At 62.4% G+C, this 15,333-nt stretch carries 16 protein-coding genes; 3 read left to right on the forward strand and 13 right to left on the reverse strand.

What is annotated here, in order from left to right; translation table 11 throughout:
- Positions 1-181: 181 nt before the first annotated feature.
- The 3 genes from YUO_RS40725 to YUO_RS0114675 all read right to left on the reverse strand — a co-directional run bounded on the left by YUO_RS40725 (position 182) and on the right by YUO_RS0114675 (position 2,434).
- Positions 182-1,444: an AAA family ATPase gene (locus YUO_RS40725; RefSeq protein ID WP_235782715.1), complete on the reverse strand. Its 1,263-nt coding sequence runs from the start codon at positions 1,442-1,444 to the stop codon at positions 182-184.
- A 34-nt stretch (positions 1,445-1,478) separates the two neighbouring features.
- The gene (locus YUO_RS47730; RefSeq protein ID WP_235782716.1) at positions 1,479-1,958 is read right to left on the reverse strand and encodes an ATP-dependent Clp protease adaptor ClpS; all 480 of its coding nucleotides are present in this window, start codon (positions 1,956-1,958) and stop codon (positions 1,479-1,481) included.
- 83 nt (positions 1,959-2,041) lie between these two features.
- Positions 2,042-2,434, reverse strand: a complete 393-nt coding sequence (locus YUO_RS0114675; protein WP_028347952.1) for a VOC family protein — start codon at positions 2,432-2,434, stop codon at positions 2,042-2,044.
- A 145-nt stretch (positions 2,435-2,579) separates the two neighbouring features.
- On the opposite strand from YUO_RS0114675, the gene YUO_RS0114680 reads away from it, so the two are divergent.
- Positions 2,580-4,160: a carboxylesterase/lipase family protein gene (locus YUO_RS0114680; protein ID WP_028347953.1), complete on the forward strand. Its 1,581-nt coding sequence runs from the start codon at positions 2,580-2,582 to the stop codon at positions 4,158-4,160.
- 158 nt (positions 4,161-4,318) lie between these two features.
- Here YUO_RS0114680 and YUO_RS0114685 read toward each other — a convergent pair whose 3' ends face one another.
- The 3 genes from YUO_RS0114685 to YUO_RS0114695 form a co-directional block, all read right to left on the reverse strand.
- Complete coding sequence (locus tag YUO_RS0114685; RefSeq protein WP_028347954.1) at positions 4,319-4,603, reverse strand: GYD domain-containing protein; 285 nt, start codon at positions 4,601-4,603, stop codon at positions 4,319-4,321.
- Between the two features lie 143 nt (positions 4,604-4,746).
- Entirely contained in the window at positions 4,747-5,211 is a 465-nt protein-coding gene (locus tag YUO_RS0114690) for a methyltransferase family protein (protein WP_028347955.1), read from the reverse strand.
- Between the two features lie 120 nt (positions 5,212-5,331).
- Positions 5,332-5,763, reverse strand: a complete 432-nt coding sequence (locus tag YUO_RS0114695) for a DUF6841 family protein (RefSeq protein ID WP_028347956.1) — start codon at positions 5,761-5,763, stop codon at positions 5,332-5,334.
- A 124-nt stretch (positions 5,764-5,887) separates the two neighbouring features.
- Between YUO_RS0114695 and YUO_RS0114700 the strand changes: the two genes are divergently transcribed.
- On the forward strand, positions 5,888-6,499 hold the full coding sequence (locus YUO_RS0114700) for a GyrI-like domain-containing protein (RefSeq protein ID WP_028347957.1): 612 nt from the start codon (positions 5,888-5,890) through the stop codon (positions 6,497-6,499).
- Positions 6,500-6,555: 56 nt separating this feature from the next.
- Here the strand turns inward: YUO_RS0114700 and YUO_RS0114705 are convergent, their stop codons facing one another.
- The 4 genes from YUO_RS0114705 to YUO_RS40740 form a co-directional block, all read right to left on the reverse strand.
- A complete protein-coding gene (locus tag YUO_RS0114705; protein WP_028347958.1) occupies positions 6,556-7,533 on the reverse strand; it encodes a Bug family tripartite tricarboxylate transporter substrate binding protein in 978 nt (325 codons plus the stop codon).
- 106 nt (positions 7,534-7,639) lie between these two features.
- On the reverse strand, positions 7,640-8,134 hold the full coding sequence (locus YUO_RS47735) for an alpha/beta fold hydrolase (RefSeq protein WP_235782717.1): 495 nt from the start codon (positions 8,132-8,134) through the stop codon (positions 7,640-7,642).
- 310 nt (positions 8,135-8,444) lie between these two features.
- Entirely contained in the window at positions 8,445-8,954 is a 510-nt protein-coding gene (locus YUO_RS40735) for an NADPH-dependent FMN reductase (protein ID WP_198028033.1), read from the reverse strand.
- A gap of 275 nt (positions 8,955-9,229) precedes the next feature.
- On the reverse strand, positions 9,230-10,270 hold the full coding sequence (locus tag YUO_RS40740; protein WP_051379441.1) for an LLM class flavin-dependent oxidoreductase: 1,041 nt from the start codon (positions 10,268-10,270) through the stop codon (positions 9,230-9,232).
- Positions 10,271-10,375: 105 nt separating this feature from the next.
- Between YUO_RS40740 and YUO_RS40745 the strand changes: the two genes are divergently transcribed.
- Positions 10,376-11,323 carry a LysR family transcriptional regulator gene (locus YUO_RS40745; protein WP_051379442.1) on the forward strand — a complete coding sequence of 316 codons (948 nt, stop codon included), beginning with the start codon at positions 10,376-10,378 and terminating at the stop codon, positions 11,321-11,323.
- An 11-nt stretch (positions 11,324-11,334) separates the two neighbouring features.
- Here YUO_RS40745 and YUO_RS0114730 read toward each other — a convergent pair whose 3' ends face one another.
- From YUO_RS0114730 to YUO_RS40750, 3 genes are read right to left on the reverse strand one after another with little or no spacing between them, the layout of a single operon-like run.
- Positions 11,335-12,255: a hypothetical protein gene (locus YUO_RS0114730; protein WP_156908631.1), complete on the reverse strand. Its 921-nt coding sequence runs from the start codon at positions 12,253-12,255 to the stop codon at positions 11,335-11,337.
- A 13-nt stretch (positions 12,256-12,268) separates the two neighbouring features.
- A complete protein-coding gene (locus tag YUO_RS0114735; protein ID WP_028347960.1) occupies positions 12,269-13,597 on the reverse strand; it encodes an HlyD family type I secretion periplasmic adaptor subunit in 1,329 nt (442 codons plus the stop codon).
- On the reverse strand, positions 13,594-15,327 hold the full coding sequence (locus YUO_RS40750; RefSeq protein ID WP_235782718.1) for a type I secretion system permease/ATPase: 1,734 nt from the start codon (positions 15,325-15,327) through the stop codon (positions 13,594-13,596). The genes YUO_RS0114735 and YUO_RS40750 overlap by 4 nt, the downstream gene beginning before the upstream one ends.
- Between the last annotated feature and the right edge of the window lie 6 nt (positions 15,328-15,333).

Genomic DNA, 15,333 nt, shown 5'->3' on the forward strand with positions numbered 1-15,333 from the left:
CTGGTACTCTCCTGATTTCACGACCTTTTCAACGAAGGCGTCCTGTTCGTCAGTCAGGCTGATACTCCGAGTGGGCATGTCTGCTTTCTCCCGTATGTCGCGACAAATTATCAGCTATGGCAAACTTTGCTAACTCTCGTGGACAGCCACGCGCAAAGGGCGCCTCACAAGCCAAGTCCGATCAAGAGCCTGCCATTTCCTGCGCCCCGCCGAGCAGCGTGATGTTGAGTCTGCCGCCAGTGAACAACATGTCGTCCAGCGCTTCGCTGATGTCGCCGGATTCGACCGTCGAACCGTCATCCCGAAAAATGCTCGCTTGCGCGATACGCCGCATCAATTCCTTGATGAACGCGGCGCTGACGCCCTTCGTGCGGCTCACGGCCTCATCAATGATGGTCTGATCCATCGGCAGGTTCTTGCCATAGAGCTGAACAAGCTTGCTGCGGCCGATGCCGTCGGGCAGCGGCACTTCAATCGCCTGGTCGATACGTCCGGGCCGGCCGGCCAGCGCGCCTTCAAGCTGCTCCGGCCGGTTGGTGGTGAGGACGAACAGGATGTCGGAGTCTTCCTTCAGCCCGTCCATCTCGTTGAGCAGCTTGTTGAGCAGCGGCTCTTCACACGATCCCATCTCCTCGCGATCGCGGGCGATGAGGTCGACGTCTTCGATCACTACCATCGTCGGCTGCAGCAGGCGCGCCAGCTTCATATAGGCGCCGAGCAACCCCACCTGCTCGGCCGTGATGATCAACGTCGTATGTCCGGGCAAATTGGTCGCGAGGTAACGGATCGTGTGCGTCTTGCCGGTGCCTGGCGGGCCGTAAAGCAAGATGCCCTTGCGGGTCGATTGGCCCAGCTTGCGGAGCGCCGCGCGATTGCCGACAAAGCCCATGACGTTGCGATCGAGCAGCTTCAGCGTCTGTTCGGGCAAGATGACTTCCTCCCGTCCGACTGCCGGCAGTCGGTGCACCATGATCCCGCTCGACCGTCCGCGATAGTCGGATCCACCTTCGAGCGAAAGGATCTTGCCGCGATAGGAACGCGCGGCGTGCACCGCCTCTTCAAGCTCGGCGAATGAACGTTGCACCAGTGCGTCGCCGGCGGCGCCGGCCGGCACCGCGATCTCGATGCGTATCGCAGCCTCATGCTGGTATTCGCGATGAAACGATAGCAGCACCGCGTAGCGGAGCTCGCCGGCCCTGCACAGCCACAGTCCGTTATGCAGGCATTTCACCGGCTGCGCTTCACCGATCTCGACGTCGTGGTACTGCGCCGGCGCAAGCGCGGGTGCGTTCCGGCCCTCCTTCATCAGGGCCGCAAATGCCAGCGTCTCATAGCGATACTCCTCGTGAATGCCGAAGAAGTGCAGCGGCGAGGCGAGCAACTGGTCGACTGCGACCTGGACGTCGGCGCGCATGTGGCCGGGAAACTGCCGCGCTCTCGTCACCAGTTGGTTTCGCGGGATTCCGGCAAAGTGCCAGTCAAGCGCAAGCCAGGCGTATTTGAACTCGTTCTCCAGGCACGGCCTCCGATGCGCGCCTGATGGCAAGCAGGCAGCTATTGCAGAGGCACGCTGTCCCGCCGGCGAGCAGGATTTTACTGCCAGTCGCCGGTGCTCCGCAAAGATCGCACGCGCCTTTCGTGGCCGCGGTTTCGCTGGTGATCAGCAAACCATGACCGGCGGCGCTGATGCTTTGCCGTGCCGAATCCAGCAGCGCCTTGGCGACCGGGCCCGGGTAGGGGCCGCAGGCCACCTTCTCTTCGTTCTCGATCAGCGCGGTGAATGCGATCGCTTCCCGTTCCGACTTGCCGAAGACGTTGCGAAGGAGCTGCCGGACGAATTCGACCGGCGTATCGTCGTCATTATGAATGAAGAGCGTGATCGACCCGGCGTCGGTGCAAATGTCATGCATGAAAGGAAAGGCCTCGTATGCGTTGTCTAAAGAACAAAAAGAGAACATAGCCGGCGAGCCGCGTCAAGCGGTCAGAGAACCGCCGAGGGCGTACTTCGAGAGTTCAAAGCGCTTTGGCGTGTCATCTGCGCCTAGGACTTGGACTGGATCAGGTCCCAGCGGTTGCCGCAGATATCCTCGAAAACCGCCACGACGCCATAAGCCTCATGCCGTGGCGCCTCAACGAACCGCACGCCGGCGGCGGTCATGCGCACATGATCGCGCTCGAAATCATCCGTTTCCAGAAACAAGAAAACCCGCCCTCCGGTCTGATCACCGATGCGCGCCGCTTGGGCCGGACCATCCGCCCGCGCCAATAGCAGGCCGGAGCCGACGCGGCCCGGCGGACGCACGACCACCCACCGCTTGCCGTCGCCGAGTGGCGTGTCTTCGCAGAGCTCGAAATTCAGGGCGCGGGTGAAGAAGGTGATTGCCTCGTCATAGTCCTGGACCACGAGACTGACGAGGGAGAGATGCTGATTCATATCGCCCAACCAAGTGAATTACGAGAAGTTGGCTCTCAGGAAGGCGAGGATAACATTATGTCGGCTCAGCTGTTGCAACGTCTAAACAGGCCGCCGCCTCGGAACGTCTCCGGACATCCCCCGTTAGGCGTGATGGGAAGCGCCCATGGATGGACGACTCTACTGCAAGGTTTTGCTTGTAGCTGCGGCCAGCGCGCTCGGCGCACTCTCTCCTGCTGCGACCCAGACCGCGCCGACTGTGACCGTCGACGCTGGGATAATAAGGGGCGTCGCTTCGAACGACGTTGCTGCCTTCAAGGGTATTCCGTACGCAGCGCCGCCGGTTGGGGCCTTGCGCTGGCGCGCACCGCAGCCAGTTGCGGCCTGGCGCGACGTAAGTCAGGCCGCTGAATACGGCTCCGATTGCGTACAGAAGCCAACACCGGGCGCTGCTGCCGCGAGCGGTGGCAAGTTCGACGAGGATTGGGTGTTCCTCAATGTGTGGCGTCCGGCGGCGTTTAAGCCAGGCGATCGGTTGCCGGTCCTGGTGTGGATTCACGGTGGCGGCTTCATCGCTGGCGGAGCATCCGCGCCGACCTTCAATGGCAGCGCGCTCGCAGGCCAGGGCCTGGTCGTGGTGTCGCTGAATTACCGCCTGGGGCGGCTCGGGTTCTTTATGCATCCCGCGCTGACGGCGGCGGGCGAAGAAGCACCCGGCAATTACGGTTTCCTCGATCAACTCGCCGCGCTGCAATGGGTGCAGCGTAACATTGCTCAGTTCGGTGGTGATGCAAAGCAGGTGACGATCGCGGGCGAGTCCGCCGGCGGGGTTTCGGTGATACACCACTTGGCGTGGCCCGCAGCGCGCGGCTTGTTTCATCGCGCCGTGGTCATGTCGGGCGGCGGCCGCACCTATGGGATCGGAGCATCGCGTGCGCGGGCCGAGCAGGTCGGCGTCGCCTTTGCGCAGAGCGTGGGTATCACCGGAAGCGGCGCCGACGCGCTTGCGGCGCTGCGGGCCCTGCCGGCGCAGAAGGTGAGTAACGACCTCGGCGTGGAGGCGTTGCTGGGAAAGGTGGACACCTATGCCGGCGGTCCGATCGTCGACGGCAAGATCGTGACCGGCATGAATATGCCCAGCGAAGTGCTGCGCAATCGCACGGCGGCCCAGGTGCCGGTGCTGATCGGCACGACGAGCGACGATTTGCCGATGCTGTTTCCGTCCCGGGATGATCCCCTGTCGTTCTTTGGCGCGGATGCGCCGGTCGCGGAGGCCCTGTATTTCGCAGGCGCGGCCGACCCGGGCGCCGCGATCAAGAACATCGCTGTGGATATCACGATGCACGAGCCAGCTCGTTTCGTCGCGAAACAGGCGACCGCCGCCGGCCAGCCGGCGTGGCTCTACCGGTTCGGATATGTCGCCGAATCGCTGCGCCCGAAAGGCACCGCGGAGCATGCCAAGGAAGTGCCGTACCTCTTCGGCACGCTAGCTGCGACGTACGGCGCGGCCGCAACGGCAAAGGACCGCGCGATGGCTAATCAATTTATGGGCTACATTGCTGAGTTCGCCAAAACCGGCGATCCGAACCGCAGCGGCCTGCCGAGATGGCCACGCTACGATCCCGCAAAGTCCGAGCTGATGCTGTTCGCGCCTGACGCCACTGCGGCCGTGCAACCCGACCCCTGGAAATCGCGGCTCGATCTGATCGAACGCGCGGTCGAGAGGCGGGCCGAACCACCGCAGTAGTCGCTGCGTAGCGGCTTGCGGCATCCCTCATCGACCGTGGCGCGCCGGCTTCGATCACACCGGGGGTAAGCTCGGCCCAGGCCCGCGAAGAATGTTCCACCCAGCTTGCACAAGCGAACGGGCGGTTGGCAGAAAAGCCGTGAGCCTCGCTCCGACGCCTAGCTCGCCGCGTCCTTGATCGCGGCTTCGAAGGTCTTGGCGTCGAAGGCCGGCATACTTTGGATCCGCCCCAGACCTTGGCCCGCATACCAGACCGAGAACGCGAGCATCGCCGCCTCGTTTGGAGCGTCGACGATATCGACGAAATCATAGTAGCCTTGCGTGTAGTGGATCGACTCGACCTTGATGCCTAGCTTGTCGAGTTTTGTCTTTGCCTTGCCGACCCGCTCCGATTGCTTGCTTGCCCACTCCGGGCTCAGATTACCAAGCAGCACATATTTCATGGCCACCTCCACGAGAGTTTGATCATTTTGCGCGAAGGACCACACAATTATACGCCTTCCCACGACCCATGCCCATGCCGATTTCCGGAGCGGGAACGGCGAGGCACGGGTTCCCCGGCGCTGGTCCCTGGCCGACAAGCGCCCTATAGCCAGCGCCGTACCCGCGCGCGATAGCGGCGATAGACGTCGCCGAACTTGCGCTCGAGATAGGCTTCCTCGCGGGCGATCACACCGTAGCGGATGACCAGCGCGAAAGGCACCAGCGTCACCAACAGCCAGAGGCTGTTGAAGGCAATGGCCAAGCCGATCAGCCCCAGCACCATGCCGAGATAGATGGGGTTGCGCGTGAAGCGGTAGGGGCCGGCCTCCACGATGGTCGTGGTCGGCAGGTTGGTAGGCACGTTCGAGCCGGCCCGGGTCATGGTAGAGATCGCCCACGCGACCAGCGCCAGCGCAGCAGCAAACACTATCGCGCCGAGCCAGCCTGCAGGTAGCAAAAATGGCAAGGGCATGAGCCAGTGGAGCGCGAACCCGGCAAGCACCGCGAGCCCCCATGCGATCGGCGGCCGGACAATGACGCCAGCGGTATCATCTGCTATGTCAGCCATAACGGGACCGGTGAAACAGCGCTTGATCTGGCTGAAGGCTATTTGCAAGCATAGCACAAGATCGCAGGCAGGGCCGAGATTTGCTCGCTGCACCGGGACGCGAAGGATGGGAAGCGGAATTCAGATGATGCCGTGTTCCTTCAGAACGGCTTGCTCGTCCCCTGATACCCATCCAAAGATCTTTGGTGTGTCTTCGAGCTGCTGCACCAGATAATGGACCTCAAAATCAATGGAAACATCCACTTCGCTGCCACGGTCGTAGATGGCGGTCCAAGCGACGTGCGCCAGGCAGTGGTGCTCGTCGATAGGTGCGATGCGGACGTTACGAAGTCGCATATCCTTGGTGCCGATCCGGCGATAATGTTCAAACCCCTGTTGCATCATCTGCTTCAGATGTTCGTCATTCCGGCCGACATTGACGCCAGCCGGAGAGGCAGCAACGAATGCGGTGGCGTATGAAGACGTCACCTGGTCCATGTCCACTTGATCCCTGAGCGCCATTCGGAACAGCTTCACATAGCGCTCAAACAAGTCCTTTACGTTCTTTTCCATAGGGTGCCGCCTCCTCACTATGGCTCTCTTGGCTCAACGCATTCTGCGCAAGGTGGTTTAGTGTGGTCTAGCAAGACTGGCCGGGTCCAGCCGCCAAACATGTTCAGAATGCTGTGAGGGGTAGATGGAGAAGCTGGATCTAAAGAAGGTGCGGAAGCCACTCTTCACCGCTCCCCTTAACCGTTTCGTGACGATCAATGCGCCGCCGGTTTCCTACCTCATGGTAGATGGTCGTGGTGACCCGAACACCGCCCAAGCTTATAGGCTCGCCGTCGAAAGCCTCTACGCGACCGCCTTTACGATCAAATTCTCCTGCAAGGCAAACGGGAAAGACTTCGTCGTGATGCCATTGGAGGGACTTTGGTCAGCTCCCGACCCTGAGAGCTTTTCTGCACGCCGCAAGGACGAATGGGAGTGGACCATGATGATCATGGTGCCGGACTATGTAGATGGCGAAACCTTCCTGGCTGCCAGGATCAAGGCGCGAGAGAAACTCGGCGCGCTTCCTGACAGTCTGAGGCTCGAAAGCCTGGAGGAAGGGCTCTGCCTCCAGGCATTGCACGTGGGCAGCTACGACGACGAAGGACCGCTGCTCGCGAGGTTGCACGGGGAGATCATGCCCTCGGGCGGCTACGACTTCGCCGGTCGGCATCATGAGGTCTATGTGAGCGACCCTCGCAAGACGGCGCCTGAAAAGCTCAAGACCGTGATCCGCCAACCCGTGCGCCAGAACTGAAAGTGGAGCTTGATCAGCACGTCAAGCGCCACAGAGGCCGGCTACGGAACTTGCAGCTAGTTCGCGGCGCGAATGCCCCGTTCACGTATGATCGCGCCGAACCGCTCGGAGTCTTTGCGGGACTTTTCCTTGAACTCTTCCGGAGACATCGGTGCGGCGATGTTTCCGAGGGTCGCGATACGCTCGTTCAACGTGGCGGTTGCAAGCGATCGATTAACTTCCTTGTTCAAACGCACGACAACATCGGGTGATGTTCCGGCTGGCGCGTAGATGCCGAATACGGCATCCGCATCAAAGCCGGTCAGGCCGAGTTCGTCGAGCGTGGGTACATTCGGAAGTTGGGGCGATCGTTGCGGGCTTCCGATCGCAAGGGCACGCAGCTTGCCGGCTTTCACGTGCTCGATGGCGATGCCGGGGTCGAACAGGAAGTCGAGCTGCCCGCCGAGCAGGTCATTGAGCGCAGGCGCTGCGCCGCGGTAAGGCACATGCACTGCGCTTGTGCCGGTCATGTTTTTCAACATTTCTGCCGCAAGATGGGGAGAGCTGCCGATACCGGGCGATCCAAAATTCCGCTTTTCAGGATTGGCCTTCAGGTCAGCAATGAATTCCTTGAAATCCCGCACCGGGCTGTCCGCGCGAATGACGAGATAGAAAGGCACGCGCGCAACGGAGGCGACGGGGATGATGTCCTTCGTGGGGTCGAATGGCATCCTGGCATACAGATGCGGATTAATCGCCACCATCCCGCCTGAGGACATCAGCAGAGTGTAGCCATCCGGCGCCGACCTCGCCACGAATTCTCCGCCCAGATTTCCGCCGGCGCCTCCCCTGTTTTCGATCACGACCGACTGACCGAAAGCTTCGCTGAGAGGTTGACCTACAAGGCGCGCGAGCTGATCTGCTGCTCCTCCCGCGGGAAAGTTGACAGTGAGGCGAATGGACTGGGTGGGCCAAGTCTGTACCTGCGAAGTCTGCGCCAGCGAAGTGGATATCAGGCCCGCGGTGAAGGCGATCGCGACCACAATGGCTCTCATGATTATCTCCCTGGATCTTACTATTTGAAGGAATAGCGATGGATCGCTCGATCCATCCGCAGCATCCCGTTCCGCATATGAAAGCGAGCGGGTGGTCAAATCATTTTCAACCCGCGAGGAAATCGCCGATCGCCGCGACACAGGCGGGGTCTTCCTGCATGGCGAAGTGCCCAACGCCGGGCACGATATGAGTGCGGGCTTTTGGAATCGCGTTTGCCCAGAGTTCCGCCTGACTGGCAAGTGCTACCCTGTCCCTGTCGCCCCACACGATGAGCGTCTCATTGGGAATCCGGCTTAACCACCGACCGAGATTCGGGTGTCCCATGCCGTGAGCCTTCTGAATGTTGCTCAGCGCCTTGGCTTCCTTTTCCCTTGCCGCGATGAACTGCTTTGGCGGAGGTGCAAGCGAGCCTCCGGGAAAGTATCGGGCTGCAACTTCCGTTCGATGCGCCAGGTAGCCAGGCAAATCTTGCGGAGCGACTTTGGTGGGGTCGGCGCCGCGATGGTCAGGGTGGTTGAGCCCGGCAGGCGCGTTCAGCACCAGACGAGCAAAGCGTTCGCCGGCGACCACCGCCATTTCTGCCGCCATCCAGCCGCCCATGGAATGACCCACGAGGTGCGGCCGATCCAGGCCCAATGATGAGCCGCAAATTGTGGACGATCAAATCCTGCATCCCGCAGATATACGGCGCAGGTCCGCTTTCGCCGAAGCCGGGGTGGAATGGCAGATAGATCCGAAACCTGTCGGCCAAACCGCGCGCCCATTCTTGCCCCTCGATCGTTGCCGCTCCGTGAAGCGCCAGCACGGCCGGACCCCTTCCGATGACTTTTATGACCGTGTCCACGGCATCGATCTCGAGCTTTATCGTTTCGAATACCACGTCAAACTCCTTCCTGACCGCGAGCTGGCGCTACGGTTGGACCATCGTGTCTGTCGAAAAGGAGTGCGCTGCCAATCTGCCGCGAGATTGCATGCGCACGAAGTCGATCACCTGCTGCCCAACCGTCTCAAGCTGACGTCTGGTTGCCGCATCGGTGCAATTTCCCTCGGCGTCGAACAGCGCGCTGGATGTGTTCAACATCGCGCCTAGCGGCGTTGGCCAGCCTCTGAGGGAATGAGCAATCGTTCGAAGCGCGGCTAATGTTTGCCCAACTGCCTGCCAGCCGCCAGCACAGGCGATGCAGCCGACGGGAATTCCATCCAGGTAGGCGCGTGTGTCCGTTCTGAGTTCTTCCGCGTAGTCGAGCGCGTTCTTTATCAGTCCAGATATCGATCCGTGGTAGGCAGGCGACGAAATGATGATGCCGTGGCAGGCACGAAGCGCGGCCAGGAGACGCGAAGCCTGATCGGACTGTTGCTGTCCGGGCATATACATCGGCAGAAGCAGTTCTGCGCCGGAGAGAAGCAGGTGCGCCTTCATCCTCGGCGGCCTTGAGGCTGATCACGAGCGCGCGTTCGGACGATGACCCGCGCCGCGGGGTTCCTCCTATTCCGAGAATAAGAGGCTTATCCTCAATCATGCTTCGCTCCAGTTGTTGCGCTGCAAGCCCGCGATGTTCGCCGATCCAAGCGGGCGATCTGCGTAGCTGCGTAGGGTGGGCCAAAGCGGAGCGTGCCCACCACAACACGCACCGCTCGTGGGCGGTGGGCACGCTCCGCTTTGCCCGCCCTACGAAGACGCTGCGCTAGCTCGCATCAAGCGATCTCAGCGCGTCGCAATTGGGGGATTACTTCCTCGCCGAAGAGAGCGAGCGTTTCACGGCGACGCGGCGTAAAGCTCCTTCCCAGCATCGCGAGAAAATGGCCTGCGCCGCATTTGCGGCATTGATCGATGATTTGTTCAGCGACCTGCGCGGGCGTGCCGGCGATGTAGTCGTCGTCATGCAGTGAAAAGCCGGCTCCAGCCCTCGGCGCGTCGAGCAATGAGGATGTGCCTTGGACAACGCGCGGATCGCCCGCCACAACTTTCAGTGTCGCTGCCTTCGCGGCATGGGATTCCTCGCGCGCCTCAGCCGCATCGTATGAAATGGAGACATTGCGCCGGATTGCGAGCTGATCGGCCCCTGCCGGAAATCCCAGTTTGGCGGACTCCGCGCGATACACGTCAAAAATTTCCGATATGCGAGCGACGGATTCGAAGCCGGTGCAAATCTTCGACCGCCTTTGAGCGGATTTCTGCGCGGATCCGGTACTTACAACAGTTGTCCATTTTGGCGGAGACGGTTGCAGGAAGACGTTCGGCATCAGGCCGAGGTTTTCGAGTTTCCAGTACTTTCCGCTGTGGCTGACGACGTGGTTCGCGAGGGCGGCATCGAGTATCTCCAAAGCCTCGTTGAACCGCTCGCGGGCCTCCTCGATCCCTAAGCCTATCCGCGCGAGCTCCTGCGGCACGCCGGCTGCAAAGCCGATCTCGAGGCGCCCCCTTGTGAGGTGATCGAGCATAGTCAGTTCTTCGATGATGCGCCATGGCTCATAAAGCGGCACCACCATTCCCATCGTTCCCAGCCGCAGCCGGGTCGTGTGGCGAGAAATAGCTGCGATCAAGATGTTGGGAGAGGGACTGTACGAGTGACCGAAGTGATGCTCGCTAAAGAATATTCCTTCGAACCCCAGCTTTTCGGTTTCGAGCCAATGCGCGTAACCTTCGTCGAACACGGCAGTGACAGTACTCGGCAGGGTCTCCCCGTCGCTCAGGTTCGGGGCCTGCATGAATTCAAAGATCCATGGCTTGATCAAAGCGTTTCTCCCAATGCGCGACTTATTTCTTGATTGCGTCTTGAGTACACGGGACTTTTAAATTTGAAAAATCGATTGTATTGATCTGTGATATTTGAACGGTGGATGAAGCCGATGCGCTTCGAAGGCCTGGACCTCAATCTCCTGATCGCGCTTGATGCGATCCTTGAAGAGCGCAGCGTCATGGGAGCCAGTCGACGCCTTCATCTCAGCCAGCCGGCGATGAGCGCCGCTGTTGGCAGATTGCGTCAGTATTTCAACGACGAGATTTTCACGATTTCACACCGAAAGCTGGTGCCGACGCCGCTGGCGCAATCGTTGGAAAGACCAACGCGGGACATCCTGCTGCGAATCCGGGCCAATTTGATCTCGCCGCCGAAATTCGACCCGGCGAGTTCTGAGCGGCGTTTCCGGCTGGTCGTTTCCGATTATGCGAGCATCGTATTGATGCACGCCGTCATGAAGCGCGTTTATCGCGCCGCACCGCGGGTTTGCCTTGAAATTCTTCCCTTCGGTGATCGCGTCGATGACCAGCTTCAGCGAGGGGAAGTCGATTTCGTCGTGATCCCCGATACGAATCTCATTGATGGTCATCCCAGCCAGCATTTGTTCGCGGACGAATTCTGCTGCGTCGCCTGGCGCGGAAGCCGCAAGATCGGGCGCTCGATCTCGCTTGGCCGCTATCTTCAGCTTGGACACATAACGGCTCAGCTCGGGCCCATTCATGGAGTATCCTTCGATGAACGCGCCCTCGTCCAGTTAGGTTATAAACGCCGCATCGAGGTCATTGCCCCGAACTTCACGGCGATGGCTGCCATGGTGATCGGAACGGACCGCATCGCGACAATGCATCATCGCCTCGCTGTAATTTTCGCGCGAAACTTTCCGCTGAAGCTGCTGCGTGCGCCGGTCCGCATCCCCGCATTCCGAGAAGCCCTACAGTGGCCGGCGTCCTTTCACCTGGATCCCGCACTTGTTTGGCTGCGCGAGATAATTACCGACGTTGCTGCCGAGGTGGACCGGACTCCGGCCACGCAAATGAAGGTTGGGTAAAAGCTGACCTCTCAGAAATGATGGATCCCCAGCGCCGAGAATGCGCCGTCATGCGGCTCATGGCCTTCCATCGGCTGGCCGAGAAAGCCGAGCTGCAGCGGCATCGGATGTAGCAGCGAGGTCGGTATCGCGCCTGCGGTGTCGAGCAGCGGTATGTCGGGTTGCGCGGCGCCGGAGAAATCCGTTGTGCTGGATGTCGGGCCGGAAAGGGTCGTCGTCAGCGGCTCGATCAGGCCAGTGGCTGGCGCGTCCTGGATCAGGCCGGTCAGCGTGCCGGTTAAACCGTCGAGGAGATGGCTCGCAGTGTCGGTCACGGTCGTCGTTAGTTGCCCGACGGTGGAACTCACGCTTGCGATCGTGTTTGATACCGTCGCAACTGCGGTGTCGACGATGCCGGTGACGGTGTCCGTGATCGTGTGAACGGTTGCGCCGAGGTCGAGCGAGGGTGGGGCGATGCTGCCGACCGACCCGTTGCCCGCGCCGACCGAACGCGCGTGATCCAGCGATGCATCGAGGCCGGCTGGCGCGGCTGAGGATGCCAGAATTTGCGTGCCGACCACTTGGCCTGACGGCGCGTTAGTGACGGTCTCGATCGTATCCTGCGGAGACGTCGCGGCAGTGGCTTCGGCATGGAGCGCTGGTGCAAGCTCGTTTGCCGGAGGTTCGATCATGCCGGCATGCTGGTCGTCATGGCCGGGTGCGGGATCGGCCGGCTGCAGCGCGGCCGGGACGATCGCTGCTGGAGGCGGGTGCAGGGCAGCCGGCTGCGCCGCGCGGGCTTCCCCCTCGTGCTCCAGGCGGTGCAGCCCGGTGTCGGCGTCGTTGAGCAGGCCGAGCAGCATGGTGGCGAAGGCAACCGATTCGGTTGCCGCGAGATGACGGCTACGCTCAGCTTCATCGGAGCGGCGGGCGTTCTTGACGGCGTCGGCCATGACCATCTCCTCCTCAGCGCTCGCGGAACGCGCGGGTGATCTCGTCGCGCAGCGGACCGAGCAGATATTCGAACAGGGTGCGCGGACGCGTCGGCACGATCACTTCGGCGGGCATGCCGGCCTGCAGATCGATGCGCGACTTCTTGACGTCGTCGGGATCGAGCGCGACCTCGACGGCGTAATAGCCTTGCCCGGATTTGTCGTCGGTCAGGCGGTCGGCGGACACCGTGTGCACGGTGCCGTAGAGCCGGGGACGCTCGATATAGTTGACGCCGGTGAGCTGCACCTCGGCACGGTGGCCGACGGCGACGTCGTTGATATCAGAGAGCTTCAGTCTTGCGGCGGCGATCAGCGGATTGTCGGTGGGCACGATGTCCATCAGCCGCGCGCCGGGTTGGATCACGCCGCCCTCGGTAAAGACGTCGAGGCCGACCACCGAGCCGGTCGCCGGCGCCGTAATCCGCGTGCGGACCAACACGTCCGTGGCGGCGTCGATCTTGGGCGTCAGTTCCGCGAGCTTGTTTTCGGTCGCGCGCAACTGGTCGGTGATCTCGCTCATCCGTGCGCGTTCCACCCTGGCGATCTCGAGATCGTTCTGCGCGATCTGCTGCTGCATGCCGGCGATGCTGGCCTGCTGCGCGCCAATATCGGCCTTCAGCCGGGCGTCCTCGCGCTGCAAAGCAAGGATGCGGGTCTTTGGCGTATAGCCTTGCGCGAACAGATGCTGCGCGCCGTTCATCTCGTCGGTCAGCAGTTCCCGCTGTTTCTCGGTGCCGGCAAGCTGCGCCTGCGTGCCCGCGATCTGCGCTTCGAGCTCCTTGATCTTGCCGCGCAGCACCGCCGTCTCGGCGGCGAACTGGTGCTTTCGCGCCGCCATCATCGCGGTCTCGTTGGCCATGGCCTGGCGCGCCGCGGATAGTTCGCTGCGCGCGCGGAGATGTTCGTCGAACTCCGGCGCATCCTTTCGGTCGCGTTCGGCGACCAGCCGTGCGCGCGCGGCCAGCGCAGCGTCGCGATCGGCCGCCAGCACATCGAGCTTGGCGCGCGGGTCGCTGTCGTCGAGCTGGATCAGGAGCTGACCTTTTTCGACGCGCGCGCCGTCGCGCACGGTGAGCTGGCGCACGACGCCGCCATAGGGGTGCTGCACGCTCTGCCGCCGCCCCTCGACCTGGAGGTTGCCGCTGGCAATGGCTGCGCCAGAGATCGGCGCGAGCGTCCCCCACATCGTCATCGCGGCAAGGAACGCCGCCACCACGCCGGCGCCTAGCAGCGCCGGCCGCGAGGGGCGTGCGTAGCGCGCACGGTCGCGCATCGGGGCGAAGCCGTCGCCGATCGCCGTCATGACGCGCGCCCCGCGGCGGCCTGCTGGAGCGCGTGGTAGACCTCGCCCGGCGGACCCAGCATGTCGAGCATGCCGCCGCGCAGCACCATCATGACGTCGACGATGTCGAGAATGGTGGTGCGGTGGGTGATCACGATGATGGTGGCACCCTCGCTCTTGGCCTGCAGCAGCGCCACCTTCAGCGCCTCTTCGCCGGGAGCGTCGAGATTGGCGTTGGGCTCGTCGAGCACGAGCAGCGGCGGGCGGCCGAGCAGCGCTCGCGCCAGCGCCAGACGCTGGCGCTGGCCGCCGGACAGGCCGACGCCGCCGGGACCCAATCTGGTGTCGTATTGCTTCGGCAGGTCGAGCACCATCTCGTGAATGCCGGCGCGCTTGGCGGCGTCGATGATCTCGTCCGTCGAAGCATCGCCGAAACGGGCGATGTTCTCGCGTACGGTGCCGGCGAACAGGCCGACGTCCTGCGGCAAATAGCCGACATGGCGGCCGAATTCGAGCGGGTCCCAGTGGCTGTAGTCGAGCCCGCCGAAACGCAACCGTCCATCGGCCGGTAGGATGGCGCCGACCAGAAGGCGGGCCAGCGTGCTCTTGCCGGAGCCGCTCGGGCCGACGATGCCGAGCGCCTGGCCGCCGCCAAGCTCGAACGTCAGGTCCCTGATGACGGGCTCCTTGCGCGCCGGCAGCAGGCAGCGCAGTTCGCGCACTTCGATGGTGTTGCGCGCCCGCGGCACGATGGTGTGCGGCGGCGTCAGGTCGATCTCGCCGAGCAGCTCGCGCACCTCCGCATAGGCCTCGCGCGCGCCGATGAACTGCTTCCAGGTGCCGACCGCCTGTTCCACCGGGACCAGCGCCCGGCCCATCACGATGCTCGCGGCGAAGATGGTTGCCGGCGTGATCGCGTGGTCGATGGCGAGCCAGGCGCCGGTGCCGAGCATCAGCGATTGCAAGAGCAAGCGGAAAAAGCGGATGGAGGAGGTCATCACCGCGTTCTTGTCGCTGGCAAGCGCCTGCTGCACCAGCATCGACGAGCGCTGGCTCTGCCAGTTGCGCTCCACCGCCGGCTGCATGCCCATCGCGCGGATCACGTCGGCATGGCGCAGGATGTTTTCGGTGAACACGTAGGACTGGTTGCCAGCGGCCTCGGCTTCCTTCATCGGCTCGCGAGTCATCACCTCGTTGAGACCGGCGAGGCCAAGCAGCAGAACCGCGCCGATGGTCGCGACGATGCCCAGCAGCGGATGGATGAAGAACAGCAGCATCAGATAGATCGGGATCCACGGCAGGTCGAACGCGAAATAGATGCCGGGGCCGGTCACGAAGGTGCGGAACTGATCGAGATTGCGCAATTGCTGCGCGCCGCGCGATGCGCCGCGCTGCGCCGAGCGCACCACCAGCGCCTCGAACACGCGCGCGGACAATTCCATGTCGAGGCGGATGCCGCAGCGGATCAGGATGTACGAGCGCACCGCGTCCAGCGCCGCCATGGTGAGCAGCGCGATCGCCAGGATCAGGGTGAGGAGGACGAGCGTGGAAACGTTCTCGTTGAGCAGCACGCGGTTATAGACCTGCATCAAATAGAGCGGCGAACTCAGATAAAGCAGGTTGATGGCGCTGGAGAACAGTCCGGCCCAGAGGAATTGTGGCCATAGCGCGACCAGCGCCTGGCGAAGATCATCGATCCGTCGCGCCGGCGCGACGGAGTCGTCAAGAGTGGTCAGCATGCCCGTAGGCATTCGGCG

This window comes from Bradyrhizobium murdochi (assembly GCF_000472965.1).
In the GTDB taxonomy this organism is placed as follows: domain Bacteria; phylum Pseudomonadota; class Alphaproteobacteria; order Rhizobiales; family Xanthobacteraceae; genus Bradyrhizobium; species Bradyrhizobium murdochi.

What these genes read in the sequence shown, in the direction of transcription:
- YUO_RS47730 (WP_235782716.1), bottom strand. Translation starts at nt 1,958, where the DNA reads ATGTTCTCTTTTTGTTCTTTAGACAACGCATACGAGGCCTTTCCTTTC.
- YUO_RS0114675 (WP_028347952.1), bottom strand. Translation starts at nt 2,434, where the DNA reads ATGAATCAGCATCTCTCCCTCGTCAGTCTCGTGGTCCAGGACTATGAC.
- YUO_RS0114680 (WP_028347953.1), top strand. Translation starts at nt 2,580, where the DNA reads ATGGATGGACGACTCTACTGCAAGGTTTTGCTTGTAGCTGCGGCCAGC.
- YUO_RS0114685 (WP_028347954.1), bottom strand. Translation starts at nt 4,603, where the DNA reads ATGAAATATGTGCTGCTTGGTAATCTGAGCCCGGAGTGGGCAAGCAAG.
- YUO_RS0114690 (WP_028347955.1), bottom strand. Translation starts at nt 5,211, where the DNA reads ATGGCTGACATAGCAGATGATACCGCTGGCGTCATTGTCCGGCCGCCG.
- YUO_RS0114695 (WP_028347956.1), bottom strand. Translation starts at nt 5,763, where the DNA reads ATGGAAAAGAACGTAAAGGACTTGTTTGAGCGCTATGTGAAGCTGTTC.
- YUO_RS0114700 (WP_028347957.1), top strand. Translation starts at nt 5,888, where the DNA reads ATGGAGAAGCTGGATCTAAAGAAGGTGCGGAAGCCACTCTTCACCGCT.
- YUO_RS0114705 (WP_028347958.1), bottom strand. Translation starts at nt 7,533, where the DNA reads ATGAGAGCCATTGTGGTCGCGATCGCCTTCACCGCGGGCCTGATATCC.
- YUO_RS47735 (WP_235782717.1), bottom strand. Translation starts at nt 8,134, where the DNA reads ATGGGCGGCTGGATGGCGGCAGAAATGGCGGTGGTCGCCGGCGAACGC.
- YUO_RS40735 (WP_198028033.1), bottom strand. Translation starts at nt 8,954, where the DNA reads ATGAAGGCGCACCTGCTTCTCTCCGGCGCAGAACTGCTTCTGCCGATG.
- YUO_RS40745 (WP_051379442.1), top strand. Translation starts at nt 10,376, where the DNA reads ATGAAGCCGATGCGCTTCGAAGGCCTGGACCTCAATCTCCTGATCGCG.
- YUO_RS0114730 (WP_156908631.1), bottom strand. Translation starts at nt 12,255, where the DNA reads ATGGCCGACGCCGTCAAGAACGCCCGCCGCTCCGATGAAGCTGAGCGT.
- YUO_RS0114735 (WP_028347960.1), bottom strand. Translation starts at nt 13,597, where the DNA reads ATGACGGCGATCGGCGACGGCTTCGCCCCGATGCGCGACCGTGCGCGC.
- YUO_RS40750 (WP_235782718.1), bottom strand. Translation starts at nt 15,327, where the DNA reads ATGCCTACGGGCATGCTGACCACTCTTGACGACTCCGTCGCGCCGGCG.